The sequence below is a fragment of the Microbacterium pumilum genome (assembly GCF_039530225.1).
GTDB lineage: Bacteria > Actinomycetota > Actinomycetes > Actinomycetales > Microbacteriaceae > Microbacterium > Microbacterium pumilum.
The window spans coordinates 2,331,415-2,350,222 of sequence record NZ_BAAAOH010000001.1 but is presented as its reverse complement, the minus strand read 5'-3'; the positions used below and the strand labels follow the sequence as shown (position 1 = coordinate 2,350,222).

Here is an 18,808-nt window from a genome sequence, read left to right as displayed (position 1 = left end):
CCATGCCAGGTAGTTTGGGGGGATGCGCTTCGCCCACGTGATCCCCTCGGGGTCGGCCGCCGCACGGCTCGTGGTCGTCGAAGGCGACGAGATCGTCGTCGTGGAGGACCTCTTCGAGGGAGCCCCGCGGGTGCTCGAAGACCTGATCGCAGGCGGCGATGAAATGCTCGACCGAGTGCGAGAGACGGCTCGAGGCGCGGCGCGGCATCCGATCGAGGGTCTGCAGTTCGCGTCCGCACTGCTCACGCCTCCCGTCATCCTCGCGATCGGTCTGAACTACTCCGCGCACTCGAGCGAATTGGGTCTCAAGACCGACTCCACTCCCACGGTCTTCGCCCTCTGGCCGAATTCGCTGTCGGGCCATGACGCCACGACGTCGTGGCCGCGATCCCTCAGCGAATCCATCGACTACGAGGCCGAGCTGGGCGTGATCATCGGGAGACCGGCGAGGGATGTCGGGCCGGATGAAGCCCTCGACCACGTGTGGGGCTACACCGTGGTGAACGACATCACCGCGCGCGACATCCAGTACTCGGAGGCGCAGTGGTCACGCTGCAAGTCCTTCGACGGATTCACGCCGACGGGACCGTTCGTCGTCACCGCCGACGAGGTGCCAGACCCGCAGGCTCTGCACATCTGGACGATCCTCGATGGCAAGACGCTGCAGGATGCCTCGACATCACAGATGGTCCGTTCCGTGGCACTCCTCATCTCGCACCTGTCGAAGTCCGTCACGCTGCTACCGGGCACGCTGATCTCGACCGGCAGCCCGGGCGGCGCCGGCTATTCGCGCGACCCGCAGGTGTTCCTGCGTGATCGGTCGACTGTGACAGTGGGCATCGACGGCATCGGCGCACTCACCACGCACTGCCGAATCCTCGACTGAGTCGGTACCCGAAACGCCGGCGCGCGCGGTGGCGCGAGCCGGCGTCAGCCGCCGTCAGCGGTTCAGGCTGGAGCAGTCCACCGTGACACCCTGGACGGTCACCGTGCCGGTGAAGTCGACCGCCTGGCAGGCCGCGAGAGCCTCGCTCGCGAAGGTCCCGGCGGCCGTGAGCGCGATGATCACGATGATGCCGACGATGATCCCGATGACCATGAAGACCGAACTGATGATGATCGCGGCGACCGCCCAGCCGTTCTTCTGGCCCGCTTTCCTGCTCTGGACGAGGGCGACGATGCCGAGGATCAGGGCGATCAGCCCAGTGAAGAACGAGAGCACGAATGCGACAATGCCGAGCGTACGGCCCGGGATGGTCGGCGTCGCCGGCGGCGCACCGTATGCGGGCGGCGGGGCTGCCGGGTACGGCTGCTGCCCGTACACCGGCGGTGTGGTGGTCTGCGGCGGATAGGCCGGGGGTGTCGGCTGCACCGCGGGGGGCGGTGTGCGTTCTGCGGGGTTCTGCGGATCGGTCACGGCGTTTCCTCTCACGTAGGTATGCACGAACGTAGCGTCAGGTCGGGAGTCTGGATAGACCCCTCGCGGCGAGCCCCGCGGTGCGTGCCTAGACGACGTCTTCGGCGGCCTGCACGATCGGGATCGCGGCCGTGACAGCCTCGAGTCCCGACAGTCGCGCGGGCGAAAGCTGCTTCGCGACATCCTCAGCCGACATCAGGCCCGCTTCGACGACCAGGTCGGCGACGTTGCGCCCCGTGAGCAGCGCGGCCTTGGCGAGGGCCGTCGACGCGGCATAGCCGATGAACGGGGTGAGCGCCGTGATGACCCCGACCGACGAGCCGACCATCGCACCGAGCCGCTCGCGGTTGGCGGTGATCCCTTCGATGCAGTTGACGCGGAGGGTGTGCATTCCGCGGCGCATCCAGGTGATCGACTGGAAGATGGAGTGGGCGATCACCGGCTCGAACGCATTGAGTTGCAGCTGGCCGCCCTCGACAGCCATCGTCACCGTCAGATCGGCTCCTGCGACGGCGAACGCGACCTGATTGACGACCTCCGGGATGACGGGATTGACCTTGCCCGGCATGATGCTCGAACCCGCCTGACGCGGCGGGAGGTTGATCTCGCCGAAGCCGGCCTGGGGTCCGGAAGACAGCAGCCGCAGATCGTTGCAGATCTTCGACAGCTTGATGGCGTTGCGCTTGAGCGACGCCGAGAACGACATGAAGGCGCCGGTGTCGCTCGTGGACTCCACGAGGTCGGTCGCCGTCTCGAGGTCGAGCCCGGTGATCTCGCGCAGGTGCCGCAGCACGGCGGCACCGTAGTCGGGGTGCGTCGTGATGCCCGTGCCGATCGCCGTCGCCCCCATGTTGATCTCGTACAGGAGGTAGGCGTTCTCTTTGAGGCGCTTGTGGTCCTGCCCGAGCGTCGTGGCGAACCCGTGGAACTCCTGTCCGAGGGTCATCGGAACGGCATCCTGCAGCTGCGTACGGCCCACCTTGAGGATGTCGTGGAACTCGACGGCCTTGTCGAGGAATGCGCGGCGCAGGAGGTCGAGCTCTTCGAGCAGCGTGAGCAGGTCGAGACTGAGCCCGACCTTGATCGCGGTGGGATACACGTCGTTCGTCGACTGACTGCGGTTCGTGTCATCGATCGGCGACAGGAACGCGTAGTCGCCCTTCTCGCGCCCCGCCAGTTCGAGCGCGATGTTGGTGATGACCTCGTTCGCGTTCATGTTGGTCGAGGTGCCCGCACCACCCTGGATGACCCCGACGACGAACTGGTCGTGATACTGGCCGTCGATCACCAGCTGCGAGGCCCGGTCGATCAGGTCGGCCTTCTCGGGCGTCAGCGCGCCGATCTCGCGGTTGGCACGCGCGGAGGCCTGCTTGACCATGGCCAGCCCGCATACGAGGTCTCGGTAGACCGAGATCGGCCGCTTGGAGATCGGGAAGTTCTCGAGAGCGCGTGCCGTGTGGATGCCCCAGTAGGCCTCCGTCGGGATCTGCAAGGATCCCAGGGAATCGGTCTCGGTGCGGGTTCGCGTCAGTGCGTCCAGAGCCATTGATGCCAGTCCTTGTGGGTCACAGCGATGTGCAGGGGGATGCTCCGAGACTACTCGCGGCCCCGACCGCTCGCGGTGTACGCGACGTACAACGCGCAACCCTGGGTGTACGAGGGGGCGACGAGCCGATCAGGGAACGATGGGCTTGCGCGAGAACGCCTCCAGGCGCTCCTGCGGCGACAGAGCCGCCATCCTCGCGACCCACTCCTCGGAGAAGAAGTCGCCGGTCGGCGCATCGACCACGGGCACGACCGCGTGCGTGATCGTGTCGTCGTAAACATGGACGAGGTGGAAGGACTGGCCCGCATCCATGCCATTCACCTCTGCCGCGGGGCGGGCGAGGTTCATCGTGTAGCAGGTCGCCGCGGCGACGCTCACGGGCACGCCCACGAAAGTGCCGCTCGTCGAGTAGTGCAGATGACCCGCAAGGATCGCCCTCACATCGGTGCCGGCGATCGCCGTGGCGAGCCGACCCTGGTCGCGCAACTCGAGGATGTCGAACAGTGGAACGTGCGACGGCAACGGCGGATGATGCATCGCGAGGATCGTGCCGAGGGGGGACGGCGTGGCCAGGATGCTGCGCAGCCACCCGAGCTGCCCCTCGTCGAGGTCGCCGTGATGCCACCCCGGAACCGACGTGTCGAGCGCCACGAGGCGGAGGCCAGCGAGATCCCACACGCCGACAACCGGCTCCTCAGTCGGCTCGAGCCCAAGAACCTCACGGCGCAGCGCCGGGCGTTCGTCATGATTGCCCGCGACCCAGACGACCGGCGCGCCGAGTCGCGTGGCGACCGGCTCGACCGCCTCACGCAGCGCACGATACGCCTCAGGTTCGCCGAGGTCGGTCAAGTCGCCCGTGAACACGATGGCATCGGGACGGATGCCGACCCGCTCGACCGCTTCGAGCGTTCGATGAAGGTTCTGGGCGGTGTCGTAGCGCCCGCCGAGCGGGCGATTGCCACCCAGGAGGTGGGTATCGCTCAGGTGCAACAGGGTGCGCCGCGCGGGCGGATACTGGCCGAACTGCACGGACGCGGCCGGATCCACGCGCCGGGAGGCGCCGGTGCCTGGAGGGGGCCTGGGGACCATGCCCTGAGTCTATTGGGGGGGCTGGACGCGGATGCGGTGGTCGTCAATCGCGGCACGCCGGCGCGTAGGGCCGAGCCCCTATCAGCTCCCCCCACTCCTGCTCGGTGAGTGCTCGTGCGGCGATCCGACATGCGCGCTCCTCCCAGGCGCCCGGCTCGGCGATGATCAGCTGGTTCGGCCCGTCAGGCGGTTCAATCATGAGCGTGCGCTCATCGGGTTCGACGACGAACGTCTTCTGGCGGATGAGCATGTCGGTGCGGAAGGCCGCCGACCAGTCGCCGAGATCCCACGTGATGATCGCGCCGTCCGCCCCGGCGGTCACCAGCTCGCCGGTCGGCCGGAATTCGACCGCTGTGACCGTGCCGTCGTGCGCGCGCAGAGTCTCTGCGGTCTCGCCGGTCCCGGCGCTCGCCACGACGACAGCGGCATCGTTCGCGATCGCCAGCTGACGACCGTCAGGGCTGAAGTCGGCCACAGTCGGGAAGGAGGTCAGCGAGATGGTGATGGGTGCGGCAGCACCGGAGGGGTCGACGATGCGCACCGCGAGCGTGCCGTCTCGCACCGCGATCCGATCGCCGTCCGGACTCACCGCCAGCACTCCGTTTCCGGGGATCCGTTGAAGCTCCTCACCTGAGGCCGTCCCGAACACCACGGTCGGTCCGAGTCGACTGGCGTACAGCCTGCTGCCGTCCGGCGAGAACTTCACCGCCCCGAACTGCCCGGCCCACCCGGCTGGGTTGGAAAGTTCGGAACCGCGCGCGCCGAGATCAAGGAGTATCGGGCTCGCGGGTTCTCGGGAGTCGTCCCGCCAGAGAGCCACCCTCCCGGATGAGTCGAACCGCAGCGACACCGCGAGCGCCGCCAACATCGATCCGTCCGCCGAGTACTCGACGTCCGCCGCAACTTCCTCGAGCCCCACGTAGTCCGTGAGGCTCGAGCGACCCGCGCCCGCGAGATCGATCTCCGCCGTTCGCCCGCGATCGCAGTGGAGATTGGTGCAGAGGCCAAGAGTCTGGCTGACCGCCACGGCGCCCGAAACGGGATGAATCGCAGAAGTGGTCAACATCCCTCCGAACGGCGAGTACTCGCCGAGCTGCGATCGCCCGTCGAGGTCGAACAGACGCACGTCGTCGTCGCTGTCGATCACCGATGCTCGGGTCCCGTCCTCCGCGAGCGACATGCTCGCGGCGGTCACCCCGTCCCCCGGGATGCGGAGGATGCTCGTGAGACGGGGTGCGCGCGAGAAGACACGCAAGAGGTTGACCCGCGTCTCTGCACTGTCCCAGAGTCGGATGGCCTCCACCGCGAGGAGCAGCGCGCGATCGAACTCAGACTCCTGCAGGGCGATCGCGGCCACGCGACGCGCCTCTGCCTCGGTCGCGCGCTCCCCGGCGAGGTTCGCCTGAGACCCCGCGAGAAGGCCTGCCGTCAGGGCGACAACCGCGAGCGCGGCCGCGCCGACGGACACCCAGGACAATCTGCGCACCATGCGGCGCTCTTTGCGCAGCTGTCGCTGAGCGGCCGCGAGTCCCGCGGTCTCGAGCGCAGCGGACGCGTCGAGGAACTCGCGCTCGACCACCGTCAGTGCTGGGTCGCCCGCATCCCGCCAGTGCTGGGCAGTCGTCAGCCGGCCGCCGCGGTAGAGCTCGCTGTCGGGTCGCTCCATCGCATCCCACGCGACGGCCGCCGATCCGAGGTGCCGCATGATCCGCTGGCCCTCGACATCATCGGCGAGCCACTCCTTCAATCGCGGCCACTCACGCGCGAGCGCTTCGTGCGAGAGCTGCACCGACTCCTCATCGGTCGTGAGCAGGCGTGCGTCGACCAGCCGATCGACGATCTGCGCGTGCGCGTCGTCGATTTCAATCCGTGTGCGCTCGATCCGACGGGAGACGACCGCTCCATCCGCGGACGCCTCGACGAGTCGCAACAGGATGTCGCGCAGCAGCCGTGCGCCGTCATCCGAAAGTGCGGCGTAGACCTGCTCCGCGGTTTTCGCGACGGCACCGTCGATCTCCCCTGAAGCCTGGTACCCGTCGACGGTCATGACCCGGCCCTCACGACGTGACCACACCTGGCGCAGGGCGTGGGACAGCAGCGGAAGGTTTCGCCCGTCGGCGTCGCGGACCAGGATCTCGACGAGACCCGGCTCCAGGATGAGCCCGGCCTGCTCTGCAGGCTTCTCGATCACCGCCCGGATCCCGTCGCGGCCGAGCGCGGTGAGCATCAGCATGTGCGATTGGATGATCTGGGCGAAGCCTTCGTGATCGGCCAGGTCGCCGAGACAGTCGGCGCGGATGGCGACGACGAGCATGCCGCGGAAGACCATCAGCGACAGTGCGTCGAAGAACTCCCGGATCTCGGCGGGGTCGTTCGCGCTGAACGCCTGCTCGCATTGATCGACGATGAGCAACGTCTCTCCGAGCGGGAGATCGACATCGCGAAGCGCATCGACCGGGTGCTCGCCGGGCGTCACTATCGCGACCTGGCGGCCGCGCGCGATGAACTGGGCTCCGATCCCGGCCCTGACGAATGATGACTTGCCCACGCCCGATGAGCCGGCGACGAGAAGCACACCATGCTCCTCGACTGCCTGCACCGCCCTGATCAGCTCCTGCTCGCGACCGAAGTACCACTCCGCGTCCCGCACGCCTGCGGGAGGAAGCCCGAAGTAGGGACAGGCGGGGCTCGCCGCTCGGAAAACCCGGTCGGTCAGGAGCGAGGGATCCTGCTGGAGGATCGCCTGCTCCAACTCAGTGAGCTCCCTGCACGGGTCGAGTCCGAGCTCGGCGGCCAGCAGGCCACGGGCCCTCCGCACGGTGGCCAGCGCATCGGCTTGCCGGCCCTGGCGGTACTGCGCCACGCTCAGGACGACCCAGCGACGCTCACGAAGGGGCGCCTCGGCGACGCGGGCGCGCGCAAGCGCGGCGACCTCATGAACCTCACCCGCCTGCAGACGCGCATCGAGGAGCAGTTCCTCCACCGCGAGACGCATCTCCTCCAGACGCCCCGAGGCGATCCGAGCCGGCTCCCAGTCGGCCAAGTCGGCGAAAGGTTCGCCCCGCCACAGCGTAAGCGCGTCGCCGAGCGCGTGCGCGGCGCGCTCGGGCTCACCGACTTTGAGGTGCTTCGCACCCTGCGTGACGAGTTGCTCGAACTGCTCGGAGTCGACCTCGACGTGTTCCGGAACCAGTCGATATCCGAGTGGGGTCGTCTCGATCTGGACCGGTGCGATGAGACGGCGCAACCGCATGATGCACCCCGGAATGACATGCGACCATGAGGCGGGCGGATCATCGCCCCAGAGCGCCGACGCAAGGGACTGCACGGAAACGGATGTCCCCAGGCGCACGATGAGCGCACCCATCACAGCGCGATCGCGCGGCGCCAGCGTGATGCGGCCGTCGTCGAGTGTCAGCGCTCCAAGAACGCGCACCTGCATGACGTCACTGTGCGCCCGACTCCGACGTCCGTCAAGACCGCTGATATCGGACTGATACGCACCACCAGGGCGCCGGTATCGTGATGATATCGGGGAGTCCTTCACTGATCGAGCAGCCGCCGCGCTGCACGATCGAACGAGAGGACCGGACATGTGGACATCGAACCGGCGCGCCAGCGCCGCCCATCGCGGACCGTCGAAATCGGCTGTCGCCGTCGCGTTGCTGGCGTGCGTCGCCCTTTCGGCGTGCACGGCCGCCGACAGCCCCGCCCCGGCATCGACCTCGCCGCGTCCTGCGGCCGCACCGCTGCCGGAGGCAGGCGAGCTCGAGCCCGGCACATACCTCGTGACAGGCTTCACGGTGCCCTTCGAGATCACGGTTCCCGGCGGCTGGGAATCCGGGGGCTGGTTTCTGTTCAAGTCCATCTCGGAGGAAGCGGGCGTCGCCGTGAACTTCCAGGTGCCGGGCTACGTGCCGACAGATGCGTGTTCGTGGAAAGGTGCGATCGCCGAAGTCGGACCGTCCACTGAGGCCTTCGCAGCAGCAATGGCGGCGCAGACATCCACAGTGACCACCCCACCCGTCGAGGTGATGGTGGGCGGCATCCCCGGCCTCGAATTCGATCACGCCGTGGAGAGCGACGTCGATATCAACGACTGCGACGAGAGGAAGATCTGCCTCCACTCGGATTCAGCGGACAACTGCGCGCGCTGGCACTCGCTCGTGACCGAGCATGAAACGTACCGGGTGGTCGATTTGAATGGCGAACGCGCCGTCATGGCCGTGCTGGACAGCGGGACCGTCCCGGCGTCTCTCACAGACGAGGCGCGCACCGTCTTCGACTCGATCGAGTTCGCCCCTGACGAGTGACCTGCGATCTCGGCCCGTCGCGGGTCAGTGGTTGAAGAAGATCAGCAGGATGCCTCCGAGCACGGCCGCACCGCACACGGCGAAGCATCCATAGGCCGCGTACTGCGAGAGGCGCTTCTGCCCATCTGTGAGCGGGCTCTTCTTCGCCGCCTTGGCCGCCGCCTTCTCGGCGCGTCGGGCCTCCTTCTCGGAGATCACCGTGATGGCGTCGGTGAACTCCGCGGGCGCCACGACCGGAGAGCGGCCGGCGCGCACGAGAAGTCGCAGCCCGACCGAGTAGAAGGTCACAACGATGGTGGAGGCGAGGAGTGCGGCCGCGAAGACCTGCACGAATGCGAACCAGTTGATGACGATCATCGTTCGGGTCCCTTCGTGCCATCACCGGAGGGTTTGCCGGACTTGGCCGCCTTGCGTGCCGCAGCCTCGGCCGCTGCGAGCCTTCTTGCCTCTTCGCGCGCGATCGCACGCTGCCGGCGGGTGGGCGGTGGGTTGCGCTTGACCTTGATCGCGGTGCCGGATTCCGCTACCTCGCTCATGGCGTTGCTCGCGGTCACCTTGTTGCGCCGTGAGCGCAGGAACAGGGCCGCGACGATCCCGGCCGCGATGACCGTGTCGAGAACGATCCCCCAGAAGCCGAGCGACACCACGATGAAGGCGGCACCCGCACCGACAGCGCCGGCAGCGGGCAGGGTGAACAGCCACCCGACGAGGATGCGCCCGACGGTGCGCCACCGCACGATCGACCCGCGCCGGCCGAGGCCGGAGCCGATCACCGAGCCCGACGCGACCTGCGTCGTCGAGAGCGCGAAGCCCAGGGCGCTCGATGACAGGATCGTCGCCGCCGTCGAAGTCTCGGCCGAGAATCCCTGGGCCGGCTTCACGTCGGTGAGACCCTTGCCGAGCGTGCGGATGATCCGCCATCCGCCCATGTACGTGCCGAGGGCGATCGTCACACCGCAGACGATGATGACCCACGTCTGCGGATCGGTGTCGTCGGGCGACTGCCAGCCGGCGGTGATGAGTGCCAGGGTGATCACACCCATCGTCTTCTGAGCATCGTTGGTGCCGTGCGCGAGGGCGACGAGCGACGACGAGAAGATCTGACCGATCCGGAATCCGTCCCGTCCGTCGGGCTTGGTGTCGTAGCGACGGGTGATCACGTAGGCGATCTTGGTCGCTGTGAATGCGATGATCCCGGCTGTGAGTGGCGCGATGATCGCCGGGAGGATGACCTTGGACATCACGACGCTGAAGTCGATCGCCATGTAGCCGACGCCGACGATCGTGGCGCCGATGAGCCCGCCGAACAATGCGTGCGAAGAGGATGACGGCAGCCCGAGCAGCCAGGTGAACATGTTCCAGGTGATCGCGCCGATGAGCCCCGCGAAGATGATCGCGGGGAACAGATCGGACGAGATCTGATCCTCTTTGATGATCCCGCCCGAAATGGTCTTCGCGACCTCGGTCGACAGGAACGCTCCGACGAGGTTCAGGATCGACGCGATCAGGACGGCGGTCCTGGGCTTGAGCGCACCCGTGGCGATCGGCGTCGCCATCGCATTGGCGGTGTCGTGGAAGCCGTTCGTGAAGTCGAAGAACAGCGCCAGTACGATGACGAGCGCGAGCGTGAGGGCTACGGTTTCCACCGTTCGCTTTCCGTGGGTGAGGCTAGGAATGGGTGCCGATGGTATCGGCGTGACGAACGAACAGTTCACCGCGATTTCGTGCACCGGTAACCCGGCCACGAAGAATCCTTACACCGCACTCGCCTTCGGTCAACTCGTGGCGGACGCGCGTGGAGCCTGACCGAGGGTATTGAATGAGCGGACAGCGCCACCCCTCGCCGTGCGCACGAAGAATCGAGCCGTGAATGAAGAAGTGGTTTGTCGTCCTGATCCTGGGTGCGGCGCAGTTCGTGATGGTGCTCGACGGCACGGTCATGAACGTATCGATCTCGACGGTCGTCGAGGACCTCGACAGCAGCGTCACAGCGATGCAGGCCGCGATCACGTTCTACACACTGACGATGGCCGCGCTGATGCTGCTCGGCGCCAAGCTCGGCGACGTCTGGGGCCGCCGGCGGGCGCTCGTGATCGGCTCCATCATCTATGCGATCGGATCCGGCACGACCGCGTTGGCTCCGAACATGGCCGTGCTGTTCCTCGGCTGGTCGATCGTCGAGGGCCTCGGCGCGGTGCTCGTGATTCCCGCCGTCGCGGCCCTCATCGCCGACAACTATCAGGGGCGCGACCGGATCACCGCGTTCGCCGTCATCGGGGCTGTCACCGGCGCGGCAGTCGCCGCCGGCCCCCTGATCGGCGGCTTCATGACGACGTACCTGAGCTGGCGCTATGTCTTCATCGCCGAAGTCGTCATCATGATCATCGTCGTCATCTTCGCCGGACGGATCGGCGAGACGAGCGAGCGCCGTCACATCCGCATCGACGTGCTGAGCGTCATCCTCTCGGCCCTCGGACTCGTCGGCGTGGTGTTGGGGATGCTGCAGAGCAAGGTGTGGGGGTGGATCGTGCCGCTGCACTCGCCCGAGATCAACGGCGTCGAGATCGCCCCGCTGGGCATCTCGCTGACCGCGTGGTTCATGCTGCTCGGGTTCGTGCTGCTCGTGCTCTTCTTCCGTCGTCAGCGCCGACTCGTCGAAGCGGGCCGGGAGCCGCTGGTGCATGTCGATCTGCTCTCGATCGTCCGCCTCCGCAGCGGGCTCAGCGTCCTGGGCGCGCAGTATGCGATCACGGCGGGGCTCTTCTTCATGATGCCGGTCTACCTGCAGATGACCCTGGGACTCGACGCGCTGCAGACCGGCATCCGGATCTTCCCGCTCTCGATCTCGCTGATCCTCTTCTCCGCCGTCGGCACCCGACTCTCGTCGCGCTGGTCGCCCCGCCGCATCGTCTTCATCGCCCAGTGGGTGCTGGTGGCGAGCTCTGTGCTGCTGCTCGGTGCCGTCGACCCGGAGCTGTCGGGCTGGCTGTTCGCCATCGGCATGTTCACGGCCGGGGCCGCGCTCGGCCTGCTCGCCTCGCAGCTCGGGAACGTGAACATGTCGGCCGTCACCGAGAAGGACACCAGCGAGGTCGGCGGGCTGCAGGGCGTGTTCCAGAACCTCGGCTCATCGCTCGGCACCGCGTTGATCGGCTCGATCCTGATCGGCGCGCTGGCGACATCCTTCGCTTCGGGGGTTTCGACGAGTGCGCTGCCTGAGGAGGTTCGCACGCTCGTGAGCGATGCGACCTCCGAAGGGGTCGATATCGTGCCCGCGTCGACCGTCCCCGACATCGCCGCAGCAGCCGGCCTGAGCGCCGAGGACAGCGCCGAGCTCACGAGGGTCTACGTCGAGTCACAGCTCGAGGCGCTCCGCATCGCGTTCTTCGGGCTGATCGCCCTCGCGCTGCTGTCGCTGCTCGCTTCGCGCGGCATCCCGGACGACGTCCCGCTGCCACGCCCGAAGGAGAACACCCTGCCGACGGCGGCGACCTGATCGGAGCCTTCGCCAGGCGTGTCGACTACCGTGGGACGGTGACCATCGACTCGCCCACGTCCGGCTCTGCCACGCCCGCCACTCCCCCCGTCGCCTCCCGCTCCCACCTCGTCCGCACGCACCACGGCGACTCGGTCGAAGACCCGTATGAGTGGTTCCGTGGCAAGGAGGATGCGGCCGTCATCGAGCACCTCGAGGCCGAGAACGCCTATACGCAGGAGCGCACCGCGCACCTCGAAGGACTCCGCACGACGATCTTCGAGGAGATCAAGGGGCGCACGCTCGAGACCGACCTGTCGGTGCCCACCCGCCACGGTGCCTGGTGGTACTACGGCAGGACCCTCGAGGGCAAGCAGTACGGCATCCACTGCCGCGCGCCGTTGGCCTCGGAAGACGACTGGACTCCCCCCGAGCTCTCGCCCGATGCCGCGGTGCCCGGCGAGCAGGTTCTGCTGGACGGGAACGTCGAGGCCGAAGGTCAGGAGTTCTTCGCGCTGGGCAGCTTCGAGGTGTCGCTCGACGGCACGCTCCTGCTCTACGGTGTCGACGTTGCCGGCGACGAGCGATACACCGTACGGGTGCGAAACCTCGTCACCGGCGAACAGCTGCCCGACGAGATTCCCGGCACGTTCGCGGGTGCGACCTTCTCGCCCGATGGGCGTTTCATCGTCTACACGACCGTGGACGACGCGTGGCGCCCTGACACGGTCTGGCTGCACGAGCTCGGCACGCCGGTGGCCGACGACGCGAAGCTCTTCCACGAGCCCGACGAGCGGTACTGGGTGGGAGCCGGGTTCACCCACAGCGACCGGTTCCTCGTGATCGGCATCGGCTCGTCGATCACGAGCGAGGAATGGCTCGTGGATGCCGGCGATCTGCGCGCCGAGCCGCGCGTGGTGTGGCCGCGCACCGAGGGCGTCGAGTACGACTCCTCGCACGCCGTGATCGACGGCGAAGATGTGCTGTTCATCCTGCACAACGACGGAGCGCTGGACTTCGAGCTCGTCCGGGTGGCGGCATCCGATCCCTCCGGAGCGCGGCAGACCGTCATCCCGCACCGTCCGGGAGAACGGCTGCTCGGCGTGTCGACCTTCCGCGACTGGGGTGTGGTCGGCTATCGCCGCGGCGGGCTGCCGCGCATCGGCATGCTCGACTACGCCGACGGATCGGTGTCGGAGATCGAGTTCGACGAGCCGCTGTATGCCGTGGGGACGGGCGGCAACCCGGAGTGGGCTCCCCCGGTGCTGCGCCTCGGGTATGGGTCATTCGTCACGCCCGGGACGGTCTACGACTACGACATCGCGACGCACAAGCTGCTGCTGCGCAAGCGCCAGCCGGTGCTTGGCGGATACGAGCCGAGCGATTACGCCCAGGCACGGGTGTGGGCGACTGCCCACGACGGCGTGCAGATTCCCGTCTCGCTGGTGTGGAAGCGATCGTTCGGCGAGGCGGGGGACGCACCGCGAGCCCTGCACCTCTACGGCTACGGATCGTACGAGCACTCGATCGAGCCGGGCTTCTCGGTGCCGCGATTGTCGGAGCTCGATCGCGGTGTGATCTTCGCGGTCGCCCATGTCCGCGGCGGCGGCGAGATGGGCCGCCAATGGTACGAAGACGGCAAGATGCTCAGCAAGCGCAACACGTTCACGGACTTCGTGGACTGCGCCCGCCACCTGATCGACCAGGGGTTCACATCCGCATCGCAGCTGGTGGCCGAGGGCGGCTCGGCCGGCGGCCTGCTCATGGGGGCCGTGGCGAACCTGGCTCCCGAGCTGTTCGCCGGCATCCTCGCGGATGTGCCGTTCGTCGACGCGCTGACGACGATCCTCGACCCGTCTCTGCCGCTCACCGTGATCGAGTGGGACGAGTGGGGCGACCCGCTGCACAACGCCGACGTCTACGCGTACATGAAGTCGTACTCGCCGTACGAGAACGTGCGGGCGGATGTCGCCTACCCCCGCATCCTCGCCGTCACATCCCTCAACGACACCCGCGTGCTGTACGTCGAGCCGGCGAAGTGGGTCGCGCGCCTGCGAGAGGTCGGCGCTGATGCCCTCCTCAAGTGCGAGATGGTCGCCGGTCACGGCGGCGTCAGCGGTCGCTACAACAGCTGGAAGGAGCGGGCGTTCGAGCTCGCCTGGCTCCTGGAGGTTGTGGCGCTCGCCGACTGAGGCCGGCGTCGGGGTCGCCAGCGGCCCGCGGCATGTCCCACTTTCCCCCGGATTCGCCGCCCGATAGCGGGCGAAACCGGGACATGCCTGGTGCGCCGCGTCGCGGCTTGTCCCGGGGTCCCACTGCTGCCGCACCGTGTCCCATTCTCCCTCGGATGGGGCAGACGATTGCGGGTGAAAGTGGGACATGCGGGCCCGCCGAACGCCAGGGCGGGCCCTGGGGATACGGGGTCAGAGCCCAGGTTGCCATCCAGCGCGAATGAGCGCATTGCGCACTTTGCGCACGGCGACGACACCGGTTCCGGCGAGGTGGTGGCTCAGGATCCGAACGTGGTCCCAGCCCTCGGCGCGGATACGATCCCACCGATCGGCATCCTTCGCGAACTGCGTCGCGTCCTCGGCGTGAACGCGGCCGTCGTACTCCGCTGCGATGCGCCATCTCGGGTAGGCCAGATCGAGTTCGGCCACGAAACCGCCCGACCCGTCCCGCAGCACCCAGGTGACCTCCGGCTCGGGCAGCCCGGCTCGAACCAGCACGAGTCGCAGGCGAGTCTCACGCGGCGAGCGCGGTCCGACTCGGATGTCCGTGAGAGCGCGCCGCAGAATGTTCCGGATGTCGCCCATCACCTCGATCTCCGTCCTGAGCTCGTCCACTGATGCGAGCGGCGACTCCCCCGAAACGAGGAAGTCTCCCGCGGCGATGAGATCGTCCAATCGCCACAGAGTGCCGCATTGACGCCATGCGCGCACCGGATGCTCGACTCGAAGATCATCGAGAGCGAAACGTGTTGCCGGTTCGCGAAGCTGCAGCCGGTGGCCGACCGCGCCCTGAGTGCGGGGCTCTCGGGCTGGACGATGCGCCGCGACGTGGATCTTGGGCAGGTAGGGCCAGCCCGGCATGGGCGCGCCGAGAAGTTGAAGCGCAGTCTCGTGACTGAAGAACTGCCAGTCCTTCAGCCGCGGGGCATACTCGCGGCAGCGGTCGGTCAGGGTTGCAGGCGCCGGAGTCTTCGCGGTCGCCCTGACTCCGTGGTAGGGCGCCCGCAAGTCGCCGCGGTCGAGTCTTCCCGCTGAAACGCCACGAGCCCGTGCCTCGCGCACGCTGAACCGGCCGGGAAGGTCAGCAGGCAGCGGGTTGGCATGTCGCGGCATCCACCAACCATGGTGACCGAGCGTCGCGCCCTCGCCGATTTGCACAACCGCCCCCCAGATCCAGCACGTTTCCGCAGCCTGGGGAGGAGCCGACTGCGGTCCAATTCAACCCATGTCCCGAAACTCTGCACAATGGAGCTGCTGATCCGAGCGAATGTGGGACGCGAGCCGGGCAAAGCGGGACATCGATGCTCAGCGCACCAACAGCCCGCCGGCGACGAATCAGCCGAACAGCGCGGCAGCCTCGTCGTAGCGGTAGCGGGGCACTTTGTTGAGCTCGCCGAGCGCCTCCGCGAACGGCACCCGCACGATGTCGGTGCCGCGCATCGCGACCATCTGGCCCCAACCGCCCTCGACCACCGCGTCCGCGGTGTGCAGTCCGAGCCGCGTGGCCAGTACGCGGTCGAAGCCCGACGGAGAGCCGCCGCGCTGGATGTGGCCGAGCACCGTGGCCCTCGTCTCGATCCCCGTCAGGCGCTGGATCTCGGGCGCCAGCACCTCGCTGATTCCGCCCAGACGCGGGCGGTTGAACGCGTCGAGGCCCTTGTCGCTGTACGCCTCATCCATGCCGGTGAGAGTGAACCCCTCCGAGACCACCACCAGAGGTGCGCGGCCTCGGTCGTGGGCCTTGGTGACGAGTGCGACGACCTCCTCGATCGACTGCGGCACCTCGGGGATCAGGATCGCATGGGCGCCGGCGGCGATGCCGGCGTGGAGGGCGATCCACCCGACGTGCCGGCCCATCACCTCAGCCACCATGCAGCGCTGATGCGAGTCGCCCGTTGTCCGCAGGCGGTCCATCGCATCGGTCGCGATGTTGACGGCGGTGTCGAACCCGAACGAGTAGTCGGTCGCGCGCAAGTCGTTGTCGATCGTCTTGGGCACGCCGATCACGTTGATCCCGTCTTTCGACAGCCGGTCGGCCGCCGCGAGGGTGCCTTCGCCGCCGATCGCGATGATGCCGTCCATCCGGTGACCGTAAAGGGTCTTGGAGATGTTCTCGGCGCCACCGCGCGGCCCCTCGTAGGGGTTCGTCCGCGACGTCCCCAGGATCGTGCCCCCGACCTTCGACAGCCCCTTCACCTCATGGCGCGTGAGGGGGAAGAAATCGCCGTCGACCACGCCGCGCCATCCGTCGCGGATGCCGACGAACTCGAGGTCGTAGGTCGTCGTCCCCTTGAGCACGACACCGCGGATGACGGCATTCAATCCGGGACAATCGCCGCCGCTGGTGAGGATGCCGATCTTCATGCTGTGGTCCTTGCTTTCGGGTGCTTCGGAATCGGCGACGCTGCCTCACCCGACATTAGCGTCGGATGCGGCACCCCTGCCACCGTCCGAAGGCGACGCCGAGGGCCCCGCCGATCAATCCGCCCCGAGAGCCCGCCTCACCAGGTGCATGAGCGCGGAGAGCTGGACCGAGTCGCTCGACTGCGGATCGACGGCTTCACCGTCGAGCGCGCGGGCGGCGAGACCCTGCTTCGAGTCGATCAGCTCCGCGATCTTGGTGTCGATCGTGTGCGCGGCGATGATCCGCCACGCGGTGACCGGCTCGTCCTGCCCGATGCGGTGCACGCGGTCGATCGCCTGCGTCTGCTCGGCTGCCGTCCACGACAGCTCGGCGAGGACGACGTTCGACGCGGCCTGCATGTTGAGGCCGACACCGGCGGCGGTGAGCGAACACACCGCGACTCCGACGCCCGGGTCGTTGTTGAACGCGTCGATCGCCAGCTGCCGGACCGGGGTGGTCTGGTCGCCGCGGATCGAGATGGTCCGGATGCCGGCACCGGCGAAATGCGCCTCGGCGGCATCCATCACATCGATGTGCTTCGCGAAGAACACGACCTTGCCCACGGACCGCTGCAGCTGCACGGTGTAGTCGGCTGCGAGCAGCGCCTTCGCCTGACCGATCTTGCGGACCATGGTGAACACGTTCTCAGAACCCGTGCCTGCTGCCTTCGACTCGTCGAGCTCGTTCTGCGCGACGAGTCGGACGATGTCGGCGTCGACCTCTCCCGGCGCCACCCGCGAACCGCCACGCGCCTCGATGATGCGGCGGTACCGTGCTGCGAGCCGCTCACCGAGCTCGCGCTCGGCCTGGCGGATCGAGCGGCCGAACTCGTCATCCAGCTCGACCGGAAGGTCGGCGATGAGCTTGTCGGGCAGGTCGGCTGCGACATCCTTCTTCTTTCGCCGCACGATGCCCATCGAGATCACGGCTTCGCGCGCCTCGGGATAGAACGCCTTGTCGGCGGGCGTGAGGCCCGTGTCGTCGAGACGCTCCATGAGGGCCGAGCCGGGCTTCTCGCCGGTCGTCCAGCCGAGGTAACGCCAGATCGCGTCGAAGTCCTCGACGTCGTTGATGAGGGGCGTGCCGGTCAGCGCGAGCAGCAGCGGGTCGCGCACCTGCTCACGGATGCGTGCGGCGAGCGCGAGCACGTTCTGCGAGCGCTGCGACGTGAGGTTCTTGATGAAGTGCGCCTCGTCGACGACCATGCCCTTGAGCCCGAGCGATCCGAGCCACGAGAGGTGGCGGTCGAGGATCTCGTAGTTGACGATGAACACATCCGCGAACGCGTCGACGTCTTCACCGTCGCCCTGGATGACGGTGGCGCGGCGTTGCGGCGTCCACCGCTCGACCTCGCGCGCCCAGTTCATCTTGACGACGTTGGGGACGACCGCGAGCAGCGGGTAGGCACCGGCGACGGACGCCGCCAGCACCGACTCCGCGGTCTTGCCCAGGCCCGGCTCATCCGCGAGGAGGAAGGTGCGATGCCCTTCGCGCACGGCCTCGATGAACCGCGACTGGTGGGGCATGACTTCAAGCCCCTTGGGCGAGAGCCTGTCGAACTCGGGGACAGGGGGCAGCTCCATCGAGGCGCTCGACCCTCCGGCGCCGGTCTCGAACGCCTTGTAGAGCGGGCCCATGAGCTCCCAGCCGTCCAGCCGGCGCCGCGGCGTCTGCTTCGGCGTTCGAAGGCTCAGGTCGGGTGGGAGGAAGGGATGTGCGAGCTGGCGCGACTCGATCGACGGGGGCACGACCTGCCGCTCGGCGAGTGCCGGGGGAACCACGTTCGTCGCGGCGGGAGCGACATCCGTGATGATCAGCTCATCGGGAGCGAGCTCCGCACCGGACTCGAGCAGCCAGTCCCGGCGCATGCGGCGAGCGACCGGCGATGCCGCCTGGTCGACCTCGAGCAGCTGGATGAGGGAGGTGTCGCGAGCGGCCGTCTTGGCGAGGATCGTCGCCACGCCGTCGAGCCGCTTGAGCAGCTCCGCGCGTGCACCGTCCGTCAGCTCGGTGTCTGCCTTGACGCGCGCCCGCTCCTCGCGGACGAGGAAGGCGATGACCTGGAACTTCACACGGTTGGTGGGCCCGAGCTTGCCGCGCTGGGCCTTGGCCTCGACCTCGCGCACCTTGCGCGCGAGGATCGGGATGATGGGTGCTTCGTCGTCGCGACGAGCGGACGGGGTCCGCCTGCGCCGCTGTGCGGCGGTTGCCGTAGTCGGCATGCTCCTCCTGAGCGGGTCTGCCGGAATCCTCCGGCGATGACCGGTCGGAACCGGCGAGTTGCGTTCTCCGCGAGCGGCTGGACGTCGTCACGAACGCGGGGTGAGATGCCT

At 67.8% G+C, this 18,808-nt stretch carries 13 protein-coding genes; 4 read left to right on the top strand and 9 right to left on the bottom strand.

Features of this window, described 5'->3' with window-relative positions:
- Positions 1–22: 22 nt before the first annotated feature.
- Entirely contained in the window at positions 23–886 is an 864-nt protein-coding gene (locus ABD188_RS10275; protein WP_344061473.1) for a fumarylacetoacetate hydrolase family protein, read from the top strand.
- A 54-nt stretch (positions 887–940) separates the two neighbouring features.
- Here the strand turns inward: ABD188_RS10275 and ABD188_RS10270 are convergent, their stop codons facing one another.
- The 4 genes from ABD188_RS10270 to ABD188_RS10255 form a co-directional block, all read right to left on the bottom strand.
- Positions 941–1,417 carry a DUF4190 domain-containing protein gene (locus tag ABD188_RS10270; protein WP_344061470.1) on the bottom strand — a complete coding sequence of 159 codons (477 nt, stop codon included), beginning with the start codon at positions 1,415–1,417 and terminating at the stop codon, positions 941–943.
- Positions 1,418–1,505: 88 nt separating this feature from the next.
- Entirely contained in the window at positions 1,506–2,963 is a 1,458-nt protein-coding gene (locus tag ABD188_RS10265) for an aspartate ammonia-lyase (RefSeq protein WP_344061467.1), read from the bottom strand.
- A 129-nt stretch (positions 2,964–3,092) separates the two neighbouring features.
- Positions 3,093–4,052 carry a phosphodiesterase gene (locus ABD188_RS10260; RefSeq protein ID WP_344061464.1) on the bottom strand — a complete coding sequence of 320 codons (960 nt, stop codon included), beginning with the start codon at positions 4,050–4,052 and terminating at the stop codon, positions 3,093–3,095.
- Between the two features lie 43 nt (positions 4,053–4,095).
- Positions 4,096–7,494: an nSTAND1 domain-containing NTPase gene (locus tag ABD188_RS10255; RefSeq protein ID WP_344061462.1), complete on the bottom strand. Its 3,399-nt coding sequence runs from the start codon at positions 7,492–7,494 to the stop codon at positions 4,096–4,098.
- A 151-nt stretch (positions 7,495–7,645) separates the two neighbouring features.
- On the opposite strand from ABD188_RS10255, the gene ABD188_RS10250 reads away from it, so the two are divergent.
- A complete protein-coding gene (locus ABD188_RS10250; protein WP_344061459.1) occupies positions 7,646–8,365 on the top strand; it encodes a hypothetical protein in 720 nt (239 codons plus the stop codon).
- A gap of 24 nt (positions 8,366–8,389) precedes the next feature.
- On the opposite strand, the gene ABD188_RS10245 is transcribed toward ABD188_RS10250, so the two are convergent.
- Together ABD188_RS10245 and ABD188_RS10240 are read right to left on the bottom strand one after the other, a co-directional pair.
- Positions 8,390–8,722 (bottom strand): peptidase, encoded by a 333-nt coding sequence (locus ABD188_RS10245; RefSeq protein ID WP_344061457.1) that lies wholly within the window; start codon positions 8,720–8,722, stop codon positions 8,390–8,392.
- On the bottom strand, positions 8,719–10,011 hold the full coding sequence (locus tag ABD188_RS10240; RefSeq protein ID WP_344061455.1) for an inorganic phosphate transporter: 1,293 nt from the start codon (positions 10,009–10,011) through the stop codon (positions 8,719–8,721). The genes ABD188_RS10245 and ABD188_RS10240 overlap by 4 nt, the downstream gene beginning before the upstream one ends.
- 224 nt (positions 10,012–10,235) lie before the next feature.
- Between ABD188_RS10240 and ABD188_RS10235 the strand changes: the two genes are divergently transcribed.
- Both ABD188_RS10235 and ABD188_RS10230 read left to right on the top strand, forming a co-directional pair.
- The gene (locus ABD188_RS10235; protein ID WP_344061453.1) at positions 10,236–11,861 is read left to right on the top strand and encodes an MFS transporter; all 1,626 of its coding nucleotides are present in this window, start codon (positions 10,236–10,238) and stop codon (positions 11,859–11,861) included.
- 38 nt (positions 11,862–11,899) lie between these two features.
- On the top strand, positions 11,900–14,032 hold the full coding sequence (locus ABD188_RS10230; RefSeq protein ID WP_344061450.1) for a S9 family peptidase: 2,133 nt from the start codon (positions 11,900–11,902) through the stop codon (positions 14,030–14,032).
- Positions 14,033–14,263: 231 nt separating this feature from the next.
- Here ABD188_RS10230 and ABD188_RS10225 read toward each other — a convergent pair whose 3' ends face one another.
- The 3 genes from ABD188_RS10225 to ABD188_RS10215 all read right to left on the bottom strand — a co-directional run bounded on the left by ABD188_RS10225 (position 14,264) and on the right by ABD188_RS10215 (position 18,697).
- Positions 14,264–15,184, bottom strand: a complete 921-nt coding sequence (locus ABD188_RS10225; protein ID WP_344061447.1) for a hypothetical protein — start codon at positions 15,182–15,184, stop codon at positions 14,264–14,266.
- Between the two features lie 222 nt (positions 15,185–15,406).
- A complete protein-coding gene (locus tag ABD188_RS10220; RefSeq protein ID WP_344061444.1) occupies positions 15,407–16,435 on the bottom strand; it encodes an ATP-dependent 6-phosphofructokinase in 1,029 nt (342 codons plus the stop codon).
- Positions 16,436–16,549: 114 nt separating this feature from the next.
- Entirely contained in the window at positions 16,550–18,697 is a 2,148-nt protein-coding gene (locus ABD188_RS10215) for a DEAD/DEAH box helicase (RefSeq protein ID WP_344061441.1), read from the bottom strand.
- Positions 18,698–18,808 lie beyond the last annotated feature (111 nt).

Coding starts and splice junctions, on each gene's coding strand:
- ABD188_RS10260 (WP_344061464.1), bottom strand. CDS start 4,052: ATGGTCCCCAGGCCCCCTCCAGGCACCGGCGCCTCCCGGCGCGTGGAT.
- ABD188_RS10275 (WP_344061473.1), top strand. CDS start 23: ATGCGCTTCGCCCACGTGATCCCCTCGGGGTCGGCCGCCGCACGGCTC.
- ABD188_RS10220 (WP_344061444.1), bottom strand. CDS start 16,435: ATGAAGATCGGCATCCTCACCAGCGGCGGCGATTGTCCCGGATTGAAT.
- ABD188_RS10215 (WP_344061441.1), bottom strand. CDS start 18,697: ATGCCGACTACGGCAACCGCCGCACAGCGGCGCAGGCGGACCCCGTCC.
- ABD188_RS10245 (WP_344061457.1), bottom strand. CDS start 8,722: ATGATCGTCATCAACTGGTTCGCATTCGTGCAGGTCTTCGCGGCCGCA.
- ABD188_RS10265 (WP_344061467.1), bottom strand. CDS start 2,963: ATGGCTCTGGACGCACTGACGCGAACCCGCACCGAGACCGATTCCCTG.
- ABD188_RS10250 (WP_344061459.1), top strand. CDS start 7,646: ATGTGGACATCGAACCGGCGCGCCAGCGCCGCCCATCGCGGACCGTCG.
- ABD188_RS10255 (WP_344061462.1), bottom strand. CDS start 7,494: ATGCAGGTGCGCGTTCTTGGAGCGCTGACACTCGACGACGGCCGCATC.
- ABD188_RS10235 (WP_344061453.1), top strand. CDS start 10,236: ATGAAGAAGTGGTTTGTCGTCCTGATCCTGGGTGCGGCGCAGTTCGTG.
- ABD188_RS10225 (WP_344061447.1), bottom strand. CDS start 15,184: ATGCCGCGACATGCCAACCCGCTGCCTGCTGACCTTCCCGGCCGGTTC.